The sequence below is a fragment of the Mesorhizobium sp. XAP4 genome (assembly GCF_029269325.1).
In the GTDB taxonomy this organism is placed as follows: domain Bacteria; phylum Pseudomonadota; class Alphaproteobacteria; order Rhizobiales; family Rhizobiaceae; genus Mesorhizobium; species Mesorhizobium ciceri.
The window spans coordinates 42778-60361 of sequence record NZ_JARIXW010000007.1 but is presented as its reverse complement, the minus strand read 5'-3'; the positions used below and the strand labels follow the sequence as shown (position 1 = coordinate 60361).

The 17584-nt window shown below is 64.5% G+C and carries 19 protein-coding genes and 1 pseudogene; 6 read left to right on the top strand and 14 right to left on the bottom strand.

Annotated elements, in window-relative coordinates:
• Positions 1-62: 62 nt before the first annotated feature.
• Positions 63-1937, top strand: coding sequence for a DNA mismatch repair endonuclease MutL (gene mutL / locus P3C39_RS26520; protein ID WP_275954732.1), 1875 nt, complete (start codon positions 63-65; stop codon positions 1935-1937).
• 73 nt (positions 1938-2010) lie between these two features.
• On the opposite strand, the gene P3C39_RS26515 is transcribed toward mutL, so the two are convergent.
• The 4 genes and pseudogenes from P3C39_RS26515 to P3C39_RS26500 form a co-directional block, all read right to left on the bottom strand.
• Positions 2011-2262, bottom strand: a complete 252-nt coding sequence (locus P3C39_RS26515; protein WP_082827555.1) for a hypothetical protein — start codon at positions 2260-2262, stop codon at positions 2011-2013.
• Between the two features lie 10 nt (positions 2263-2272).
• A complete protein-coding gene (locus P3C39_RS26510; protein ID WP_024504825.1) occupies positions 2273-2599 on the bottom strand; it encodes a hypothetical protein in 327 nt (108 codons plus the stop codon).
• 57 nt (positions 2600-2656) lie between these two features.
• Positions 2657-3531 (bottom strand): annotated as a pseudogene (locus P3C39_RS26505) (alpha/beta hydrolase).
• 84 nt (positions 3532-3615) lie between these two features.
• Positions 3616-4509 carry a DMT family transporter gene (locus P3C39_RS26500; protein WP_275954733.1) on the bottom strand — a complete coding sequence of 298 codons (894 nt, stop codon included), beginning with the start codon at positions 4507-4509 and terminating at the stop codon, positions 3616-3618.
• A gap of 92 nt (positions 4510-4601) precedes the next feature.
• On the opposite strand from P3C39_RS26500, the gene P3C39_RS26495 reads away from it, so the two are divergent.
• Complete coding sequence (locus tag P3C39_RS26495) at positions 4602-5528, top strand: LysR family transcriptional regulator (protein WP_027163234.1); 927 nt, start codon at positions 4602-4604, stop codon at positions 5526-5528.
• Between the two features lie 39 nt (positions 5529-5567).
• Here P3C39_RS26495 and P3C39_RS26490 read toward each other — a convergent pair whose 3' ends face one another.
• The gene (locus P3C39_RS26490) at positions 5568-6155 is read right to left on the bottom strand and encodes a hypothetical protein (protein ID WP_275954734.1); all 588 of its coding nucleotides are present in this window, start codon (positions 6153-6155) and stop codon (positions 5568-5570) included.
• Positions 6156-6280: 125 nt separating this feature from the next.
• Between P3C39_RS26490 and P3C39_RS26485 the strand changes: the two genes are divergently transcribed.
• On the top strand, positions 6281-6514 hold the full coding sequence (locus tag P3C39_RS26485; protein ID WP_013532341.1) for a DUF2093 domain-containing protein: 234 nt from the start codon (positions 6281-6283) through the stop codon (positions 6512-6514).
• Here the strand turns inward: P3C39_RS26485 and lpxK are convergent.
• The 6 genes from lpxK to P3C39_RS26455 all read right to left on the bottom strand — a co-directional run bounded on the left by lpxK (position 6511) and on the right by P3C39_RS26455 (position 12130).
• Complete coding sequence (gene lpxK / locus P3C39_RS26480) at positions 6511-7536, bottom strand: tetraacyldisaccharide 4'-kinase (RefSeq protein WP_013532342.1); 1026 nt, start codon at positions 7534-7536, stop codon at positions 6511-6513. The two genes, P3C39_RS26485 and lpxK, sit on opposite strands and share 4 nt — an antisense overlap.
• A 1-nt stretch (position 7537) precedes the next feature.
• Positions 7538-8854 carry a lipid IV(A) 3-deoxy-D-manno-octulosonic acid transferase gene (gene waaA, locus P3C39_RS26475; RefSeq protein ID WP_013532343.1) on the bottom strand — a complete coding sequence of 439 codons (1317 nt, stop codon included), beginning with the start codon at positions 8852-8854 and terminating at the stop codon, positions 7538-7540.
• Positions 8851-9642 (bottom strand): lysophospholipid acyltransferase family protein, encoded by a 792-nt coding sequence (locus P3C39_RS26470; protein WP_275954735.1) that lies wholly within the window; start codon positions 9640-9642, stop codon positions 8851-8853. Before P3C39_RS26470 ends, waaA begins: the two co-directional genes overlap by 4 nt.
• 5 nt (positions 9643-9647) lie before the next feature.
• On the bottom strand, positions 9648-9893 hold the full coding sequence (locus P3C39_RS26465; protein ID WP_013532345.1) for a DUF4170 domain-containing protein: 246 nt from the start codon (positions 9891-9893) through the stop codon (positions 9648-9650).
• A 103-nt stretch (positions 9894-9996) separates the two neighbouring features.
• On the bottom strand, positions 9997-10800 hold the full coding sequence (locus P3C39_RS26460; RefSeq protein WP_224620277.1) for a 3'(2'),5'-bisphosphate nucleotidase CysQ: 804 nt from the start codon (positions 10798-10800) through the stop codon (positions 9997-9999).
• A complete protein-coding gene (locus P3C39_RS26455; RefSeq protein WP_013532347.1) occupies positions 10787-12130 on the bottom strand; it encodes a TldD/PmbA family protein in 1344 nt (447 codons plus the stop codon). The genes P3C39_RS26460 and P3C39_RS26455 overlap by 14 nt, the downstream gene beginning before the upstream one ends.
• 166 nt (positions 12131-12296) lie before the next feature.
• Between P3C39_RS26455 and P3C39_RS26450 the strand changes: the two genes are divergently transcribed.
• Positions 12297-12713: a VOC family protein gene (locus tag P3C39_RS26450; RefSeq protein WP_224620278.1), complete on the top strand. Its 417-nt coding sequence runs from the start codon at positions 12297-12299 to the stop codon at positions 12711-12713.
• 23 nt (positions 12714-12736) lie between these two features.
• On the opposite strand, the gene P3C39_RS26445 is transcribed toward P3C39_RS26450, so the two are convergent.
• Together P3C39_RS26445 and epmA are read right to left on the bottom strand one after the other, a co-directional pair.
• On the bottom strand, positions 12737-13987 hold the full coding sequence (locus P3C39_RS26445) for an FAD-dependent oxidoreductase (protein WP_275954736.1): 1251 nt from the start codon (positions 13985-13987) through the stop codon (positions 12737-12739).
• A 112-nt stretch (positions 13988-14099) separates the two neighbouring features.
• The gene (epmA, locus tag P3C39_RS26440; RefSeq protein WP_275954737.1) at positions 14100-15140 is read right to left on the bottom strand and encodes an EF-P lysine aminoacylase EpmA; all 1041 of its coding nucleotides are present in this window, start codon (positions 15138-15140) and stop codon (positions 14100-14102) included.
• Positions 15141-15257: 117 nt separating this feature from the next.
• Between epmA and efp the strand changes: the two genes are divergently transcribed.
• Positions 15258-15827 carry an elongation factor P gene (gene efp, locus P3C39_RS26435; protein ID WP_013532351.1) on the top strand — a complete coding sequence of 190 codons (570 nt, stop codon included), beginning with the start codon at positions 15258-15260 and terminating at the stop codon, positions 15825-15827.
• Positions 15828-15900: 73 nt separating this feature from the next.
• Here the strand turns inward: efp and P3C39_RS26430 are convergent, their stop codons facing one another.
• Positions 15901-16800 carry an HNH endonuclease gene (locus tag P3C39_RS26430; RefSeq protein WP_275954738.1) on the bottom strand — a complete coding sequence of 300 codons (900 nt, stop codon included), beginning with the start codon at positions 16798-16800 and terminating at the stop codon, positions 15901-15903.
• Between the two features lie 224 nt (positions 16801-17024).
• On the opposite strand from P3C39_RS26430, the gene P3C39_RS26425 reads away from it, so the two are divergent.
• Positions 17025-17567 carry a dihydrofolate reductase family protein gene (locus tag P3C39_RS26425; protein WP_275954739.1) on the top strand — a complete coding sequence of 181 codons (543 nt, stop codon included), beginning with the start codon at positions 17025-17027 and terminating at the stop codon, positions 17565-17567.
• Positions 17568-17584 lie beyond the last annotated feature (17 nt).

Sequence of the window (17584 nt, the reverse complement as noted above, 5' to 3'; positions counted from 1 at the left end):
TGATCCACCGCTGGCGCAATTCTGCCCCTCCCGCTCGACGCGAATCCGCCTATAGTGCCGCCATGCCCATCCGCCAGCTTTCCGAAACGATGATCAACCAGATCGCCGCCGGCGAAGTCATCGAGCGTCCGGCGAGCGTGGTCAAGGAACTGGTCGAGAATGCGCTCGATGCCGGTGCTTCGCGCGTCGAGATCGTCACATCGGGCGGCGGGCTGAACCTGATCCGCGTCACCGATGACGGCTCCGGCATTCCCGAACGGGAGCTGGCGCTGGCGATCGCACGTCACTGCACCTCCAAGCTCACCGAGGATATCAACGACATTCGCTCGCTGGGCTTCCGCGGCGAAGCGCTGCCGTCGATCGGCTCGGTGTCGCGACTTTCGATCCGCTCGCGCACGGCAGCAAGCGACAGCGCCGCCGAGATTGGCATCGAGGGTGGCCGCGTCCTGCCTGTCAGGCCGGCGGCGGCCAATCGCGGCACCACGGTCGAGGTGCGCGACCTGTTCTTCGCAACGCCGGCCCGATTGAAGTTCATGAAGGGCGAACGCGCCGAAAGCTCGGCCACCAGCGATGTGGTCAAGCGCATCGCCATCGCCTTCCCCGCCGTGCGCTTCACGCTGGCCGGCTCGGACCGCTCGACGCTGGAATTGCCGGCGGCGGACGACAGCGCGGAAGGCAGCCTGCGTCGTGTCGCCCAGGTGATGGGCGCCGACTTTCCCGACAATTCCATTGCCCTCGACGCGATGCGCGATGGCGTGCATCTGACCGGCCACGTGTCGATCCCGTCCTTCACCCGCGCCAACGCGCTGCAGCAATATGCCTATGTGAACGGCCGCCCAGTGCGCGACAAGCTGATCGCCGGCGCCATACGCGGCGCCTATGCCGACGTCCTGCCGCGCGACCGCCACGCGGTGACGGTACTGTTCCTGACGCTCGATCCGGCCATCGTCGACGTCAATGTCCATCCAGCCAAGGCCGATGTGCGCTTCCGCGATCCCGGCCTTGTGCGCGGGCTGATCGTCGGCGCAATCAGGCAAGCACTGGCCGATGCCGGCGTCCGCGCCGCCACCACGGGTGCCGCCGGCATGATGGCGGCGTTCCGGCCAGGGGCCGCATCCTACGGCCACGGCGGACCGGCAAACGGCCACCGCAGCTACGACGCGGCCTACCGCGCGTCGGGCCCGTCCGGCTTCGACGCGGCCCGATCGCCGCAGCGGCCGCTCGACATGGGCTTCGAAGGCTCGGGCTTCGAACATCGCGGTTTGCGTGAAAACGATCAGGCGGCGTTCGATGCCGGCCCGCTTGCCAGCGCCGATGCGCGCGCCGGACAGGATGAGGCGACGGAGACGCTGCTTGGCGCGGTGCTGGGCGCGGCGCGTGCGCAGGTGCATGAGAACTACATCGTCGCCCAAACCAGGGATTCGCTCATCATCGTCGACCAGCATGCGGCGCATGAACGGCTGGTCTACGAGGCGCTGAAGAATGCGCTGCACTCGCGCCCGGTGCCCTCGCAGATGCTGCTTCTGCCCGAGATCATCGACCTGCCGGAGGAGGATGCGGAGCGGCTTGCGCTGCATTCGGAAACGCTGGCCCGCTTCGGTCTCGGCATCGAGCGCTTTGGCCCCGGCGCTGTCGCGGTGCGCGAGACGCCGTCGATGCTGGGCGAGGCCAATGTCCAGCAATTGGTGCGCGACCTCGCCGACGAGATCGCCGACAACGACACGGTCGACACGCTGAAGGAGCGGCTGGACAAGATAGCCGCGACCATGGCGTGCCACGGCTCTGTGCGCTCCGGCCGCCTGCTCAAGGCCGAGGAGATGAACGCGCTGCTGCGGCAGATGGAGGCGACGCCCGGCTCCGGCACCTGCAACCACGGCCGCCCCACTTATATCGAACTCAAGCTGGCGGATATCGAACGGCTTTTCGGACGGCGATAGCTGCGGACGGATTGCGGGCCTATCGCTTCGCCGCTCGAGGTCGGCAGGTCAAGGAGGCCGGCCGACAATGTGGTCACCCGCGATTTTCGCCCAGCGGTCCGAGTAGCGCGATCGCAGCCGCCGTCAGCAGGAGGATCGCACCGGTGATTTCAGCCCAGCCGACCGCCTCGCCGAAGAGCCAGGCTCCTGCCGCCAAAGCGGTCAGCAAATAGCGTGCAGCCGCCAGCAGGAGCGGAGGCGCGTCATTGAGACCGAGCTTGATCGCGGCCCAGGTCAGCCCCCAGATCAGCGATATCACCGCGAAGAAGAAGAGGTTGCGAACCACCGATCGGCGCTCAGCGCAGTCCCCGACGATCGACAAGTATCCGATGGATTTCGATCCGCTCCGGCAGCTCGATCAGGAACTCGGCATCGCGGTCCAGATGATGGACTTTGGTCGGTTCGCCTTTGGTAAAGGCGGTCATCGCTTGCATGTCGGCCCAATACGAGATGGTTGTGAACCACGTCTCGGCATCACGGTCCTCGCGCAGCAATTGGACGCCAAGCGCCGTCTTCTCGAGGGGCGGAATACCCTCGGCACGCAGGTATGGCTCATAGGCGTCGGCGATGTCGCGGCGGGTGCGACCGCGCCAGATGCGCGCGATGGTCGGTGTGGTCGGCATGAGGTTCTCCTTCAGTCAGGCGGACGGCAAACTGGGCATAGCGGACGCCGGTTGTGATCAGCCGTGAACACGAGCCAGGAAATCGCGGACCAGCGGCAGCGCATCGTCGAAATGTGTCTCGAGCAGCCAATGACCCGCCCCTTCGATCAGATGCAGTTCCGCATCGGGCAGATCGCGATGATAGGCCCTTGCCGACGCCGCGGGCATATAGCCATCCTCTGGCCCCCAAACGATCAACGTGGCGGATGGTGTTCACGCAAATAAGCCTGGTAGCGCGGAAACCAGGTGAGATTGGCTTCCAGCTTCTCCATCAGACCGACGGCGATCTGCCGACGAACCGGCGTGTTCATCAGTGGCCAGTGAAGGCTCCAGAGATCGGGCGGCACGCGCATGGCGACGTCGTCAGCCACTTCCCCGATGAACTCGGCCCGGAACCCGTCCTCACTTATCGCGGCCTCGAGCGGACGGTGCTTGCCGGGCGCCTTGTCGGTCCACCAGGCCTTGATCGTGGCGTATTTGGGTCCAAGCACGTCCTCGTAGATGTCGCCGTTCTGGATGATCAGGGCGCTGATCCGCTCCGGGTGCGAGATCGCATGCCGGAGCCCTATCTGCGAGCCATAATCGTGCAGCCACAAGGCGTAGCGTTGGAGACCGAATTTATCGGCAAGCTTGGAAAGCACGTCGCAATAGGCGTCGAAATCATAGCCGAAGGTGGCCGGATCGGGTGTGCCGCTGTATCCGAAGCCAGGCCAGTCGAATGCAATCGTCCGCCAGCGGTCGGCGAGCGCCGGCATCAGTCGGCGGAATTGGAACGAAGAGCAGGGATAGCCGTGCGGCAAGAGCAAGACAGGTGCTTCTAACGGCCCTCCCTCGCGATAAAAAATGGATAGATCATCCAGTTGCATGCGTCGGTGCGTCGTTGCACCCGGCATTCGGACCTCCGTCGAACAAACCTCGGCTAAACGCGTTTGATCGAGGGATCGTTCCGAATGGGGGAAGCGGACGGTCGGCAATATTCATCTCATCAAATTCACCACGATGATACCGCCCAGCGCCAGCGCGCCGCCGATTATGCCGAGCAGAGTGGGAACTTCGCCCAGCCAGAAGAAGCCGATCAGCGCGGACATCGGCGAGACCAGATAGAGGAAGTTGGAGGCACGTGCCGCCGGCAGACGCGACAGCGCGGTCGCCCAGGCGGCATAGGCGATGAGGCTGGGCACGATGCCGAGAAAGATGACGGCGCCGAGGCCTGCTGTGTCGGCGACCGCCGCCTGCGAAAAGGCCGACGGCAGGAAGGGGGCCAGGCATAGTGCGCCGAGCACCATGTTCGAAGCCGAAATGGTCAATGGATGATGGCGGGCAAACAGCGGCTTCTGGACGATGGTGTTGACGGCCGAGCACAAGGCCGAACCAAGCACCAACAGAGCACCGGTGTTGAATGACAGGCCATGCCCGTCGGCCATGGCGATGATGCCTATGCCGGCGAAGGAAATCACCGTACCGATCCAGGCCACGCCTGAGAAGCGCTCGCCCAGCAATGCCATCGCCATGATGGCGGTGAAGATCGGGCTGACATTGATGATGAAGCCGGCGGCACCGGCCGAGACGGTCAGTTCGCCGAAATTGAGCATGACGGTGTAGAGCGCGACGAAGATGGCGCCGCCAAAGACCAGGCGCCACACTTCGTCGAGCCTTGGCAGCGCCGGGCGCTTGACGGCCAGGAAGATCGCCGCCGGCACAGCGGCGATGGCAAAGCGCAACGCACCCAGTTCCAGTGGGCCGAAGGCGGCGAGACCGGCTCGGATAGCGGGAAAGGCGGAGGCCCAACCAACCACCGTCAGCGCCACCGCGATGGCTGCCGTGGTGTCCATTCGCTGTGTCGAATTCAACGTGCCCGTTATCTCGCTCATCTCACCGCCCTCGTATTTCTTCGGTCCTGAAAGGCAGAAAACGCCTTTTCACCCCGGTTGACAAACGACGAAATCGAGGATCACTTGTGACTATGGATCACAGCTCGGACACAATGGTGCCGCTCGAAACGCTGCGCGCCTTCGATGCGGCGGCGCGGACAGGCAGCTTTTCAGCGGCCGCCGAAAAGCTCAATATCACCCATGGCGCCGTCAGCCGGCAGATCGCCAAGCTCGAGGACTGGCTGGGATTGAAAGTCTTCGACCGTGGTGCGCGCGGCGTCTCGCTGACGATCGAAGGCAACAGGCTGCATCTGCGCACGGCGGAAGCCTTTGCGCTGATATCGACCCATTCCGACCGCTGGGTCGAGCCGCGTGGCACGGCGGTGGTGCGGCTGACCTCGATCCCCTCCGTCAGCGGGCTGTGGCTAATGCCGCGCATGGCGGCTCTGGAGAACAATCCCTCCAAGCTGCGCATCGTGCTCGATGTCGACATCCGCCAGGCCGACCTTGCCGATGAAGGCATCGACCTCTCGATCCGTTGTGGACGCGGCGGCATTCCGGGCCGCATCTCGGTGCAACTTTTCGAGGAACATGTCTTTCCCGTCGCGTCACCTGAGCTTGCCCGCGAGATCGGCCGCGGCGACCCTGCCCGGCTGCTCAAATATCCGCTGATCAATGATTCCGACGCGTCGGCCTGGCGCGCCTGGTTTGCCGCGCAAGGCATGGATTACCGCCCGCGCCCGCAGGACCGCCGCTTCGAGGACTACAATCTGGTGCTCGACGCCGCCGCCTATGGGCTGGGCATCGCGCTGGCCCGCCCGCCGCTGACCGGACATCAATTACAATCGGGCCGCATCACTCCCGTCGATGAGCGCACAGCCCTCAACCCGGTATCCTACTGGCTCGACCGGCCGATGGGGCGGCCGCGTGCCGCCGCCGCCGACCTCGCCCGCCGCATCGCAGCAGAGGCCGGGCTGGCCCAGGAAAAGATCGAGGCGTTTATCGAAGCCGAGCGATAGGCCTTCCGGACCTATATGGAAAACCGGCCGATTCGAAGCTCAACGAAGCAACAACAAAACGAACCCAAGGATCACCGCTCCCAGCAAACCGGCCATTATCGAAACAAAGCCAATTTTCACCAGCAACTGCTCAGGGTGCGGCACCGCACCATGGGATTGATTGGCCGGCCTGTGCCTGCCCGCCGGCGTACTCAGGGCGGCAGCGTTGCGCGGGATTGGAGCCTGCGGCGGGATAAGCGAAAGCAATGACAGCCCCGCAACCCTGGCGGAGGCATTGTCATTGGCGGTTGTCGAAGGCGGCAAGAAGGCTCGCAGCGTTTCGGCTTCGGGTTTTGCCTTTCTCGCCACGACTGTTGCCAACGCCGCCTCTTCGCCCGTCTCAAGCTGGGCAAGATAGGCATCGACGATGCCAGCGGATGCGATCTGCTGCGATTTGACGGCCATCGGCGCCGCCGGCAAAATCAACAGCGCCGGCGCTGTCTGCTGCGCGAGCAGAGACGGCGCCGGCGGTTGGACCAGCGCCTTGACCAGTGCCGTCATCACTGGATCAGCCTGCCCCGAGGGCACGGCTTGCGGCGTCATCACTTCCCTAAGCAGGGCGGGAAGACGAGTGGAGGAAACGTCCATTGCGGCCCACCAACAACATTTTTCCGCTTCACAATAAGCGTTCAGCATTGTCTCAGGCTTGTCTCATGCTTGACCTCGCCGGGAATTTATGGCGATGAAATCCTCATGAACCCTGGCGTCCCCGCATGATGAACCGTTTCGAAGGCCCCGGCGGCAAGGAAGCCCGCATCCGCTATCTGGATGGCGACTTCCAGGTTACCAGCCCCGGCGCGTTCGTGCGCTGCGCGGTGACAGGCGAAAGCATTCCGCTCGACGAGTTGAAATACTGGAGCGTCGCAAGGCAAGAGCCCTATATCAGCGCCACCGCCTCGCTGCGCCGTGAAATCGAGATGCATCCGGAGCTGCGTAAGCGCAGTTAACCCTTCAGCTTGCGCTGGCGCCAGGCATCGAGCGTCTCGTCGATGATGCGCTCGGGAACGTGATCGAGTTCGAAGACCGTGTCGATCTCCAGCACCTCGAGCCGGTCGAGAAAGTCCTGTGAGGCGCCGTGGCGCAGCCGGGCGGCGTCCTTGGCGGTGGTGATGAGCACCAGCCCCTCAGTGCGTGCGGTCGCCGCCAGCTCGGCAAGTTCGTCCTCCGCATAGAAATGATGGTCCGGAAACGGCCGCGTCAATGCCAGTTCGCCGCCGGCCTCGCGCACCGTGTCGAAGAATTTCTCGGGATGGCCGATACCGGCGAAGGCGAGGAACCGCTTGCCGGCAAGCCCTGCCTTGCCGCTTGGCTCTGTATGGGCCTCGAAGATCGCCCGGCCGGCGCGTGCCGCCTGGCGGACCACGCTGTCGGCGGCAGTGCCCTCGCCCATTTTCAACAACCCGCTGGTGAAAACCAGCTGGTCGACGATTTTGGCCCTGAGCGGCCCCCCCGGAATGACGCGGCCGTTGCCGATCCCGTAGCGCGCATCGACCACGACCAGCGCATAGTCGATGTGGATGCGGGCGCTCTGGAAGCCATCGTCCATGATCAGGAAATCGCAGCCATTTCGTTCCAGCAGCAGCCGGGCGCCGGCGGCGCGGTTCGGCGTCACCGCCACCGGCGCGTGTTCGGCGAGCAGCAGCGGTTCGTCGCCGACATGCCGGGCGCTGTCGTGGTCGATATCGACCACGTGCGGCTCGGCGAAGGAGCCGCCATGGCCGCGCGACAGGAAGCCTGGTTTCAGATGCATGCGCTTGGCCTGCTTGGCGAGCGCGATGGCCACCGGTGTCTTGCCGGTGCCGCCAACCGTGAAATTGCCGATGCACAGAACAGGTGCTTCGATCTTCTCACGCTTGGCCCGCCGCATGCCGCGGCCGGCGGCAGCCGCATAGATGGCCGACAGCGGCGACAGTGCCAGGACCCGCCAGTCCGGCTCCTCCCACCAGAATGGTGGTGCTTCCGAGGCCACGCTAGCGCCCGTTCGCGCCCTTCAGGCGCGACTTGACGACCAGCGGCTGGATGTAGGGCTCAAGCGATTTCAGCGTACGCGCCAGCGCACCGCGCATCTCGTCGACGGTCGCAATGCCTGCCGCCATCATCTCGTGGCGCGCCACTTCGTTGGTCAGGAGGAAATTGACGGCGCCGGCCAGCATGTCGCGATCGCGCACCAGCTTGGCGCCGCCGCTGTCGAGGAGACGCTGGTAGGCCTCGCGAAAATTCTGCACATTGCGCCCGGCGAGAACCGCCGTGTCGAGCATGGCCGGCTCCAGCGGGTTCTGGCCACCCTCGGAGGTCAGCGAGCGGCCGACGAAGGCGATTTCCGTCAGCCGGAGATAGAGCCCCATCTCGCCGATCGTGTCGCCAAGCAATATGTCGGTGTCGGCCGTGATCCTGTCGCCCTTGCTGCGCCGCGCGACCTTCAGGCCCATGCCGGAAATCTGCGCCGCAAGCGCCTCGGCGCGATCGGGATGACGCGGAACGACGATCGTCAGAAGACCATGGTGGCGCTTGTGCAGCGTCGCGTGGACTTCAGCCGCGACCACTTCCTCGCCGTCATGGGTCGAGATCGCCGCCCAGGTCGGGCGCGTGCCTATCTGCCGCCGCAGTGTCGCCAGCGCCCGTTCGTCGACCGGCGGCGGCGACGTGTCCACCTTGAGGTTGCCCGACACCGTCACCGGCCGCGCGCCGAGCGCGAGAAACCGCTCGCCATCGACATCCGACTGCGCCACGACGTGAGCCAGGTTCTCGAACAGCGCCTCGGCGATGTTGGCCCGTTTCTTCCACGATTTGAACGAGCGGTCGGACAGCCTGCCATTGACCAGCACCTGCGGCACACGGCGCGCGCCAAGCTCGAGGATGGTCATCGGCCAGATCTCGGATTCGGCGATGATTGCCAGATCCGGCTGCCAGTGATCGAGGAACCGGCTGACCGCCGGCTTGAGATCGAGCGGTACATATTGATGGATGATCCGGTCACCGAGCCGCTCGTCGGCGACCTGCGCAGAGGTCACCGTGCCGGTCGTCAGCACGATGTTGACGCCATAGTCGAGAATGCTTTCGACCAGCGGCACGACGGCTATGGTCTCGCCGACGCTCGCGGCATGGATCCAGATCACCGGCCCGTCGGGGCGCGCGCGGCCGGCGACGCCATAGCGCTCGCGGCGGCGGTAGCGGTCTTCCTTGCCGCGCGAGGTGCGCCAGGCAACGTAGGGCCCGACCAGCGGATAGGCTGCCGCACCCGCGAATCGGTAAGCCGACAGCATGGCCCGTGCCCAGCGGCCGCTCATCGCGGAGCATCCACGAGACGGTAAGCCTCGGCGGTCGCGGCATTGAGCGCTGTCGTCACTTCCTGGCGCTTGCGCTCCATTTCGGCGTCATCGGCGCCGGCCGCCACGAAGATCGGCTGGCCAATGACGATCGACGAACGGCCGAACGGCAGGTTAATGGTGGTCTTGTCCCAGCTCCTCTCCAGCACCTTGCGGCGGCTGGTGGTGATGGCGACGGGCACAAGCGGCCGGCCCGAGAGGCGAGCCAGGAGAACGATGCCAAGTCCTGCGTCTCGCGGCGTGCCGTGCGGAATATCTGCGATCATGGCGACGTTCTTGCCGACGGCGAGCGACTTTTTCAGGGCGATAAGCGCTTTTGCCCCACCCTTGTCGAGGTGCCTGGCATTTTCCCGCCCGCCCGAGCCGCGCACCGCCTCGATGCCGAATTTTTCCAGCATCAAGGCGTTGAGCTCGGCATCGGCGCTGCGCGAAACCATGGCGACCAGCGGCTTGCGCTTGGGATAATAGGCAGGCGTCAGCAGATGCTGGCCGTGCCACAAGGCGATGATGCCAGGCTCGAACTCGGTATAGGCACCGCCCGAAAACCGTGCCGATCCCTCGACGACGCGATTGGTGAGGCGCACGAAGCGGACGAACTGGGCGAACAGGCTGGCGATGGCGTTCTTGACGAATCGCGACTGCGCAAGCGGTTGGCGAATCTTGCGCCAGAAGGCCTTGGTCGTGCGGCTGCGTCCCCTGCCCGTGGGCGCGGCATCGCTTGCTGGCCCTTTCGCCAGGTCATGCTCCATCGAAGTCAACCGGCAGCCTTGTTGTCGGGGTCCAGCAGCCGGTGCAGATGAACGACGAAGTAACGCATGTGAGCGTTGTCCACGCTGGCTTGCGCCTTGGCTTTCCACGCCGTGTGCGCGGATTGATAGTCGGGATAGATGCCGACGATGTCGAGCCCGTCGAGATCGCGGAATTCGGTGCCGCCAAGCTTCTTCAGTTCGCCACCGAACACCAGATGCAAAAGCTGTTTCTTTCCGTCTTCCGCGGCCATGTCGGTCCTTCACATATCGTGAGTTTGTCACAGGTCTAGACCAAAGCCGCCGACTTTGGAACCTTTAGGGCGAGATGAATTCATCTCGCCGGGGAAAACGCTTTCACGTGTCCAGACCGGCGATGACGCCGGCGAGCACGGCCAGCAATTCACCGCTGCCGGCAGCAAGGGCGCCGTGACGAGTCACCTCGCCGGCATAAAGTGGAGCGCGGCCATGCTGGTCGAGCAGCTGGCCGCCGGCCTCGCGCAGGATGAGGTCGGCCGCTGCAATGTCCCAGTCATGCGCGTTCGGCTTGACGAAAGTGGCGTCCAGCGCGCCATTGGCGATCATGGCCAGCCGATAGGCGAGCGAAGGGCTGTAAGGCGCCCGCTTCAGCCGCGCCTGCCATTCGGCAGGCATCAGGTCGGTCAACTGCTTCAGCCCGGAAATCTCGGCCGTTTCCGCCAGCTTGCGAACCGCAATGCGCTTGCCGTTGCGGAAAGCACCCTGGCCGGGCAGCGCCCAGTAGGTCTCCTCCATCGCCGGGCATTCCAGCACGCCGGCCTGCGTGCGGCCATGCTCGACGACGGCGACGCTGACGCACCAGGTGCGCTGGCCTTCCAGGAAACCGCGCGTGCCGTCGATCGGGTCGACGACGAAGGTGCGGCGTGCCGAAAGCCGGACCGGATCGTCAACTGTCTCTTCCGACAGCCAGCCATAATCCGGCCGCGCCGCCAGCAATGTTTCGCGCAGATAGGCGTCGGCCGCGTGGTCGGCCTCGCTGACCGGTGATGTGCCGCCCTTCATCCAGACTTGCGGGCTGTTGCCGAAGTAGCGCATGGCGATCACCCCCGCCTCGCGGGCGGCATCGCGCAGCAGCGGCAAGTCTTCGGTGGCTCCGGCAGTGGTCAGGTCATGCTCCGGCAAGGGTCATGCCTTCGATCAGGAGCGTCGGCGCCGCGGTGCCGAAATTGCGGTCGAGGTCATCGGCCGGCACCATGTTGAGGAACATCGTCTTCAGGTTCGAGGCGATGGTGACCTCGGCGACGGGATAGGCCAGTTCGCCATTCTCGATCCAGAAACCGGAAGCGCCGCGGCTGTATTCGCCGGTGACCATGTCGACGCCCTGGCCGAACACCTCGGTGACGTAGAAGCCGGTCTTGAGCGATTTGATCAGCTCTTCCGGCGACCGCTCGCCGGGTTCGATGGCGAGATTGGTGGAGGATGGCGTAACGGAGGAGCCGCTGCGTGCGCCGCGGCCGTTGGTGACGAGGCCCAGCTCCCTTGCAGCCGAGGTCGACAGGAACCAGTGGTTGAGCACGCCCTTCTCGACCATCAACAGCTTTTCGCCCTCGACGCCTTCGCCGTCGAACGGACGCGAGGCCTGGCCACGCCGCCGGAGCGGCTCGTCGGTGACGGTGATGGCGGAGGCGGCCACCTGCTTGCCCATCATGTCGCGCAGGAACGAGGTCTTGCGCGCGACCGAGGCGCCGTTGATGGCGCCGGCGAGATGGCCGGCGATGCCGCGCGCGACGCGTGGGTCGAACACCACGTCGACCGGCCCGGTCGCCGCCTTGCGCGCGCCGATGCGGCGCACGGCGCGCTCGCCGGCCTTGCGGCCGATGTCCTCGGGCGCATCGAGATCTGCAAAATGCTGGCGCGAGGAGAATTCATAGTCGCGCTCCATGCCGGTGCCCTCGCCGGCGATAACGCTGGCCGAGCGCGAAAAACGCGAGCCGACATAGTGGCCGAGGAAGCCGTGCGAGGTGGCCAGCACCAGGCCGCCCAGCCCGGCACCGGCGCTGGCGCCGGCCGAATTGGTCACGCCCTTGACGGCAAGCGCTGCCGCTTCCGCCGCCAATGCGGCTTCCTTCAACTGGTCTGCCGACACTTCGGTGGCGTCGAACAGGTCGAGATCGCGCGTCTGTTTGGCGAGCAATGCCGGATCGGCCAGCCCTTGATAGGGATCCTGCGGCGACACTTTCGCCATCGCCACGGCGCGCTCGGCCAGCGTTTTCGGGTCGGACGCCGCTGTCGCCGAGACACTCGCCACGCGGCCGCCGACGAAAACGCGCAGCGCCACATCCTCGCTTTCGGAAGCTTCGGTAGCCTCGACCTTGCCGAGACGCACCGACACACCGGTCGAGCGGCCGCGCACGGCCACCGCGTCGGCGGCATCGGCGCCGGCCTTTTTGGCAGCCTCGACCAGGGCCGCGACGCGGTCGGTCAATTTTGCTGCGTCTGATATGTCGGTCATGCCTGAAATCCTGCTGGTGCGGCCGGTGTGCGGCCGTTGCCCACCCATCTATTGTTCCGGTCCGGCTTGTGCAATGGCATAGGCTTCAATCAAAATGCAGGGCGGACGGTTCAAACCGCGAACCCTGTGACGCAAAATCGGTTCGCAGCCTGCACGGAGCATTTCGATGACGCCTTTCCATCTCGCCTTCCCGGTCCGTGATCTCGATGAAACCCGCGTTTTCTATGGCGAGGTGCTGGGCTGCGCGATCGGCCGCTCGTCAGCGACCTGGGTCGACTTCGACCTCTACGGTCACCAGATGTCGGCGCATCTGCGGCCGCAGGCCGCACAGGCCTCCAGCGACGGCAAGGTCGACGGCATTGTCGTGCCGATCCCGCATTTCGGCGCGGTGCTCTTGATGGACGACTGGCAGCGCCTGGCGACACGGCTGGAGGCGCGCGACGACATCGACTGGCTGGAACGGCCGATGGTCCGCTTCAAGGGCGAGCCCGGCGAACAGGCAACGCTGTTCATCCGCGACCCCTCGGGCAATGCCTTGGAATTCAAGGGCTTTCGCTCGCTGGAGCAGGTTTTCGCGCACTAGCTCAGATCGAGGGCATCCATCGATCAACGGCCGAAACGGCCCGCCGCGAAAGGTGCGAGCCGAGCCGGATCGCCGCGTCCGCCGATCAAGTCGGCGACCAGCCGCGCGGTGATCGGAGCCAGCGTCAGGCCGAGATGACCGTGCCCGAAAGCATGAATTACGCGGGAGCTGCCGCGCGAAGCGCCGATGACCGGCCTGGAATCCGGCAGGGACGGCCGGAAGCCGAGCCATTGCGAGGCAGGCGAGCCGAGCCTGGGAAAAATTTGCCTGGCGCCACGGTCAAGCAGCGCCAGCCGGCGCGGATTTGGCGGCGCGACCAGGCCGCCGAGTTCGACGGTGCCGGCGACCCGCAAGCGGCCAGCCATCGGCGTCAGGTAGAAACCAAGATCGACGGGACAGACAGGTCGGTTGAGCAGCGGCGCGTCGGTCTGGAATTCCAGATGATAGCCGCGCTCGGTCTCGAGCGGAATCCTGTCGCCGGCCTGCGCGGCCAGTGCGCGCGACCGTGCACCGGCGGCGATCACCACCGTGCCAGCCTTGATGCGAACGCCGGGTCCGCTGAGCTGGACACCGTCAGCCTCGACCTGCAGCCCGGTGATCTCTGCCTGCTTCACCGATGCACCACGGGCACTCACCGCGCCCAGCAACCGCCGCATCACCATTGCCGGATCGGTGACATTGATCGAGTCGGGAAAATACACGCCATGCGCTGCTGTCGCCGGCAGGCCCGGCTCAAGCGCCGCCACCTCTTCGGGAGTCAGCACCTCTTGGTGGATGCCAAACCCAGCGCGCATTGCCCGGCCGCCGGCGCCAGCGGCAAAATCGCTCAAGCGGCGATAGAGGTAAAGACAGCCATTGCGGCGCAGCTGGTCCTCCAGCCCGGCCTCCCCGACCATGTCGTCCCAGGCCGGAAGGGCGTCGGCCAGCAGTCCGGCGAGCGCCAGCGCATTGGCCCGGGTGGCCGCCGGCAGCGATTGCCGCATGAACCGAACGAGCCATGGCGCCAGCTGCAGCAGCGCCGGCCAGCGCAGCGAAAACGGGCTGTCGGGATCAAGCAGCAGCTTTGGCAATGCCCGCAGCACCGCAGGAGTGCCGACCGGCATGCAGGCATATTCGGCGATCGTTCCGGCATTGCCGAACGACGCGCCGGAGCCCGGCTCGTTCGGATCGATGAGCAGGACTTCGCGGCCGTCCGCGACAAGGCGAAGTGCCGTCGCCAGCCCGACAACTCCGGCGCCGACAATGGCGATTTCGACCGTTTCAGAAGCAGCCACTGTAGATCTTCCCGATTGACCTTGAAATCCAGTACCGATCATGTGGTCTCTTGGTTCGGGGTCACGGTCCAGTCTTGATCCCTGGAATCGAATAGGCCAGATCTCTCCGCCCTCAGGCCACAGGCGTCCAGATCACGTCCTCGATTTTTTGCGCGCCGGTCGCCAGCATCGCCAGCCGGTCGAAGCCGAGTGCGATGCCGCTGGCCGGCGGCATGATGGCAAGGGCTGAGAGAAAATCCTCGTCCAGCGGATAGCGCTCGCCATAGATGCGCTGCTTCTCGTCCATCTCGGTAACAAAGCGCCGGCGCTGCTCGTCGGCGTCGGTCAGTTCGCCAAAGCCGTTGGCGAGTTCGACGCCGCAGCAATAGAGCTCGAAACGCTCGGCGACGCGCGGGTCGCGCTGGCTCGGCCGCGCCAGTGCCGCCTCGGCGACGGGATATTCGCACAGGATGGTCGCGCGGCCCTGCCCGAGAAATGGCTCGACCTTTTCCACCATCACCCGGCTGAACAGATCGGCCCAGCTGTCGTCGGGCGCGGTGCGCAGGCCGACATGGGTCAAGGCGGCGTGCAGCGCGTCGCGGTCGGTGCTGCCGTCGGCGGCGACCGTGGCCAGCAGGTCGATGCCGGCATGGTGGGCGAAAGCGTCCGCCACCGTCAGTCGTTCCGGCTCGGCAAACGGATCGCAGTCGCGGCCCCGGAAAGAGAAAATAGTCGCCCCTGTCCTTGTCGCGGCCAGCGCCAGAAAGGCCGCACAATCCAGCATCAGGCTCTCATAGGCCTCGCCCACCCTGTACCATTCGAGCATGGTGAATTCGGGATGATGCAAGGGGCCGCGCTCGCGGTTGCGATAGACCGGACCGAAGCTGAAAATCCTGGTTTCACCGGCGGCGATCAACTTCTTGCAGGCGAATTCCGGCGAGGTGTGGAGATAGAGTGGCGCCCTTGCACCGTCCGGCCCGACCGCTTCCGTGGCGAAAGCCGCCAGATGCGCCTCATTGCCGGGCGAGACCTGCAGCGCCGCCGTTTGCACCTCGACGAAATCATGGGCGGCGAACCAGTCGCGCAGGCCGGCGGCGATGCCATTGCGCAGCATCAGCCGCGGGCGGCGGTCGGCGTGAACGTCAGGCGTCCACCAGGGCGAAGCTTCGGTCATGCGGCTCGGAACATGGTGGAAGGGGGCTGGCGGCGGCGGCCAAGATGCGGTAGGCCCCCATCCAGCGCCGCACTAGCCGGCAAACGCCAGTCAACTCTTCTTGCAGGATTTAAAACCGTGGTGAAAGTCATCGCCAGTTCGCTCCGCAAAGGCAATGTCGTCGACAAGGACGGCAAGCTTTATGTGATCCTCTTTGCCGAAAACATCCACCCAGGCAAGGGCACGCCGGTAACGCAGCTCGACATGCGCCGCATCGGCGACGGGGTGAAGGTTTCGGAACGCTACCGCACCACCGAGCAGGTCGAGCGCGCCTATGTCGAAGAGCGCGAGCACACCTTCCTCTACCGCGACGGCGAAGGCTTTCACTTCATGAACCCGGAAACCTACGACCAGGTGGCGGTGTCGGAAGCCGTGGTCGGCGACATGGCGCCTTACCTGCTGGAAGGCATGGCCGTGCAGGTGTCGCAGTTCAACGGCATTGCCATTTCCCTGGTGCTGCCGCAGCGCGCCACCTTCGAAGTGGTGGAAACCGAGCCGACGACCAAGGGACAGACGGCCTCGTCGTCCTACAAGCCGGCCGTGCTGTCCAACGGCGTACGCACCCTGGTGCCCCCCCACATCGCGCCGGGCACCCGCGTGGTGGTGATGACGGCGGATGGGGCTTATGTGGAGCGGGCGAAGGACTGAGGGGGTTCTTCCCGCCCAAACGACCAAACGCCTCCAAGCAAAGCCTTCCCATGGACGGGGCAGCTTTGACCGCTTATTGCTTGAAGCAGTGCTCGCGGTGCCATTGCAAGAAATGAGGATGCGGGCGTTCGAGCTGTCGGCGAGGCGGAAGCGCGCGGCGCGTCTTGTTTATAAAGCCCTGCACACTGTCTAAGTCATTGACCTGTCTGGAGATCAGGATTTCCAAATCGTCCGACAGGCTGATCAATCCACGGTCGAACATCCAATGCGCAGTGCCGGACAGTGCGATCCCATTGTTGACGACATCAGGCCCGTTCGCCTCGACCGGTCGAATATGTGCAGCAGAAACTTCTGCCCGGCCGCCGCCATTTATCAGCTTGAGACCCGTGATTGCGCAGCGCTCGTCATAAGCGCGTAAGACGACGCGACGGAAAATGCGGTCCCGCACGATTCGCGATCCGATGTAGCTTACGCGATCACGACTCTGCTCGAATTCGAATGGCGCCTGCTCATCCTGAAAGCCGGCAGATATGCCGACCTCATCAACGCGCGGCAGCAACAACTCATTCGTATCCAGGCCCAGATCGATGATGCGGTTGAAGTCATTTGCGCTAAGTGCACGGACTGCAGATTGGGCACGGCCCGAAATCCGTCCTTCATCGTTGAGCAGGCCTCGCTCGACGAGACCATCAGATCCATTAAATTGAACAGGATTGACGAAATCGAGGTAGGTTCCGGGCTCAATCAGCGCGAGGTACATGTCTGATATCACAGGATCAGGGATGATCTGCTGGATTTTCGCTACAGCGTAATAGCCCCGTGTATCGTTTACCTTGCTGGGCTCGTAGTAGATGATCCACTTGCCGACACACGCCTCAACGCGGCGCAGATACGGACGAGGAAACTGGTATTGCTCTGCGGGGCGATCATTGTACCGCGAATCCGAGCGATGAATGAAAACCCCGAATTCCATGATCTTCCTGCAATGCGCTCTTGGGAATAATAACTACTTCTGATGTGGCATCAAAATCCGAACTTTGCGGTTTAGTCCAGGCCGGTCGCACTTCCCCGTGGTATCGGTCTTTCGCAGGCTCGCGCTGAAAGCGCCACCCTGCAACGAAGCGCAGCGATATATTTTATGAAGCGTGTCGCAATGACCCTGCGCGGTCCGTCCTTTGAGCGAAGAAGGAGAACGCCATGCGAAAACTTATCGTCACCGAATTCATCAGCGTCGATGGCATTGCCGAGGTCGAGAAGCTGCCAAGCGTGACCTGGAACGACGAGATGAACAGGTTCAAGGAGGACGAGCTTGCCGATAGCGGCGCCATGCTTTTGGGGCGCACGACCTATGAGATCTTTGCCGGCTCCTGGCCGACGGAAACCGGAGATTTTGCCGAACGGTTCAACGCGCTGCCGAAATATGTCGCGTCGAACAGCCTGAAGGCGCTCGACTGGAAGCCTGCCGAATTGCTGAAGGGACCGCTGCCGGAAGCGGTCAGGACGCTGAAGCAAGGCAGCGGCGGCAACATCTATGTGCATGGCAGCCTCAGCGTCGCGCAGGAATTGCTGCGCCATGGCCTGGTCGACCGCGTCAGGCTGCTCAGTTATCCCGGCACCGTCGGCCAAGGCAAGCCGCTGTTCCCAGGCGGCGAACCGGTGTCGCTCGAACTGATTTCGGCCACGCCATTCAGCAACGGCGTTGTGGCGCTGGAGTATGCGCCGGTGGCGGCGAAGTCGTAAATCGGTTGGAGCCTTTC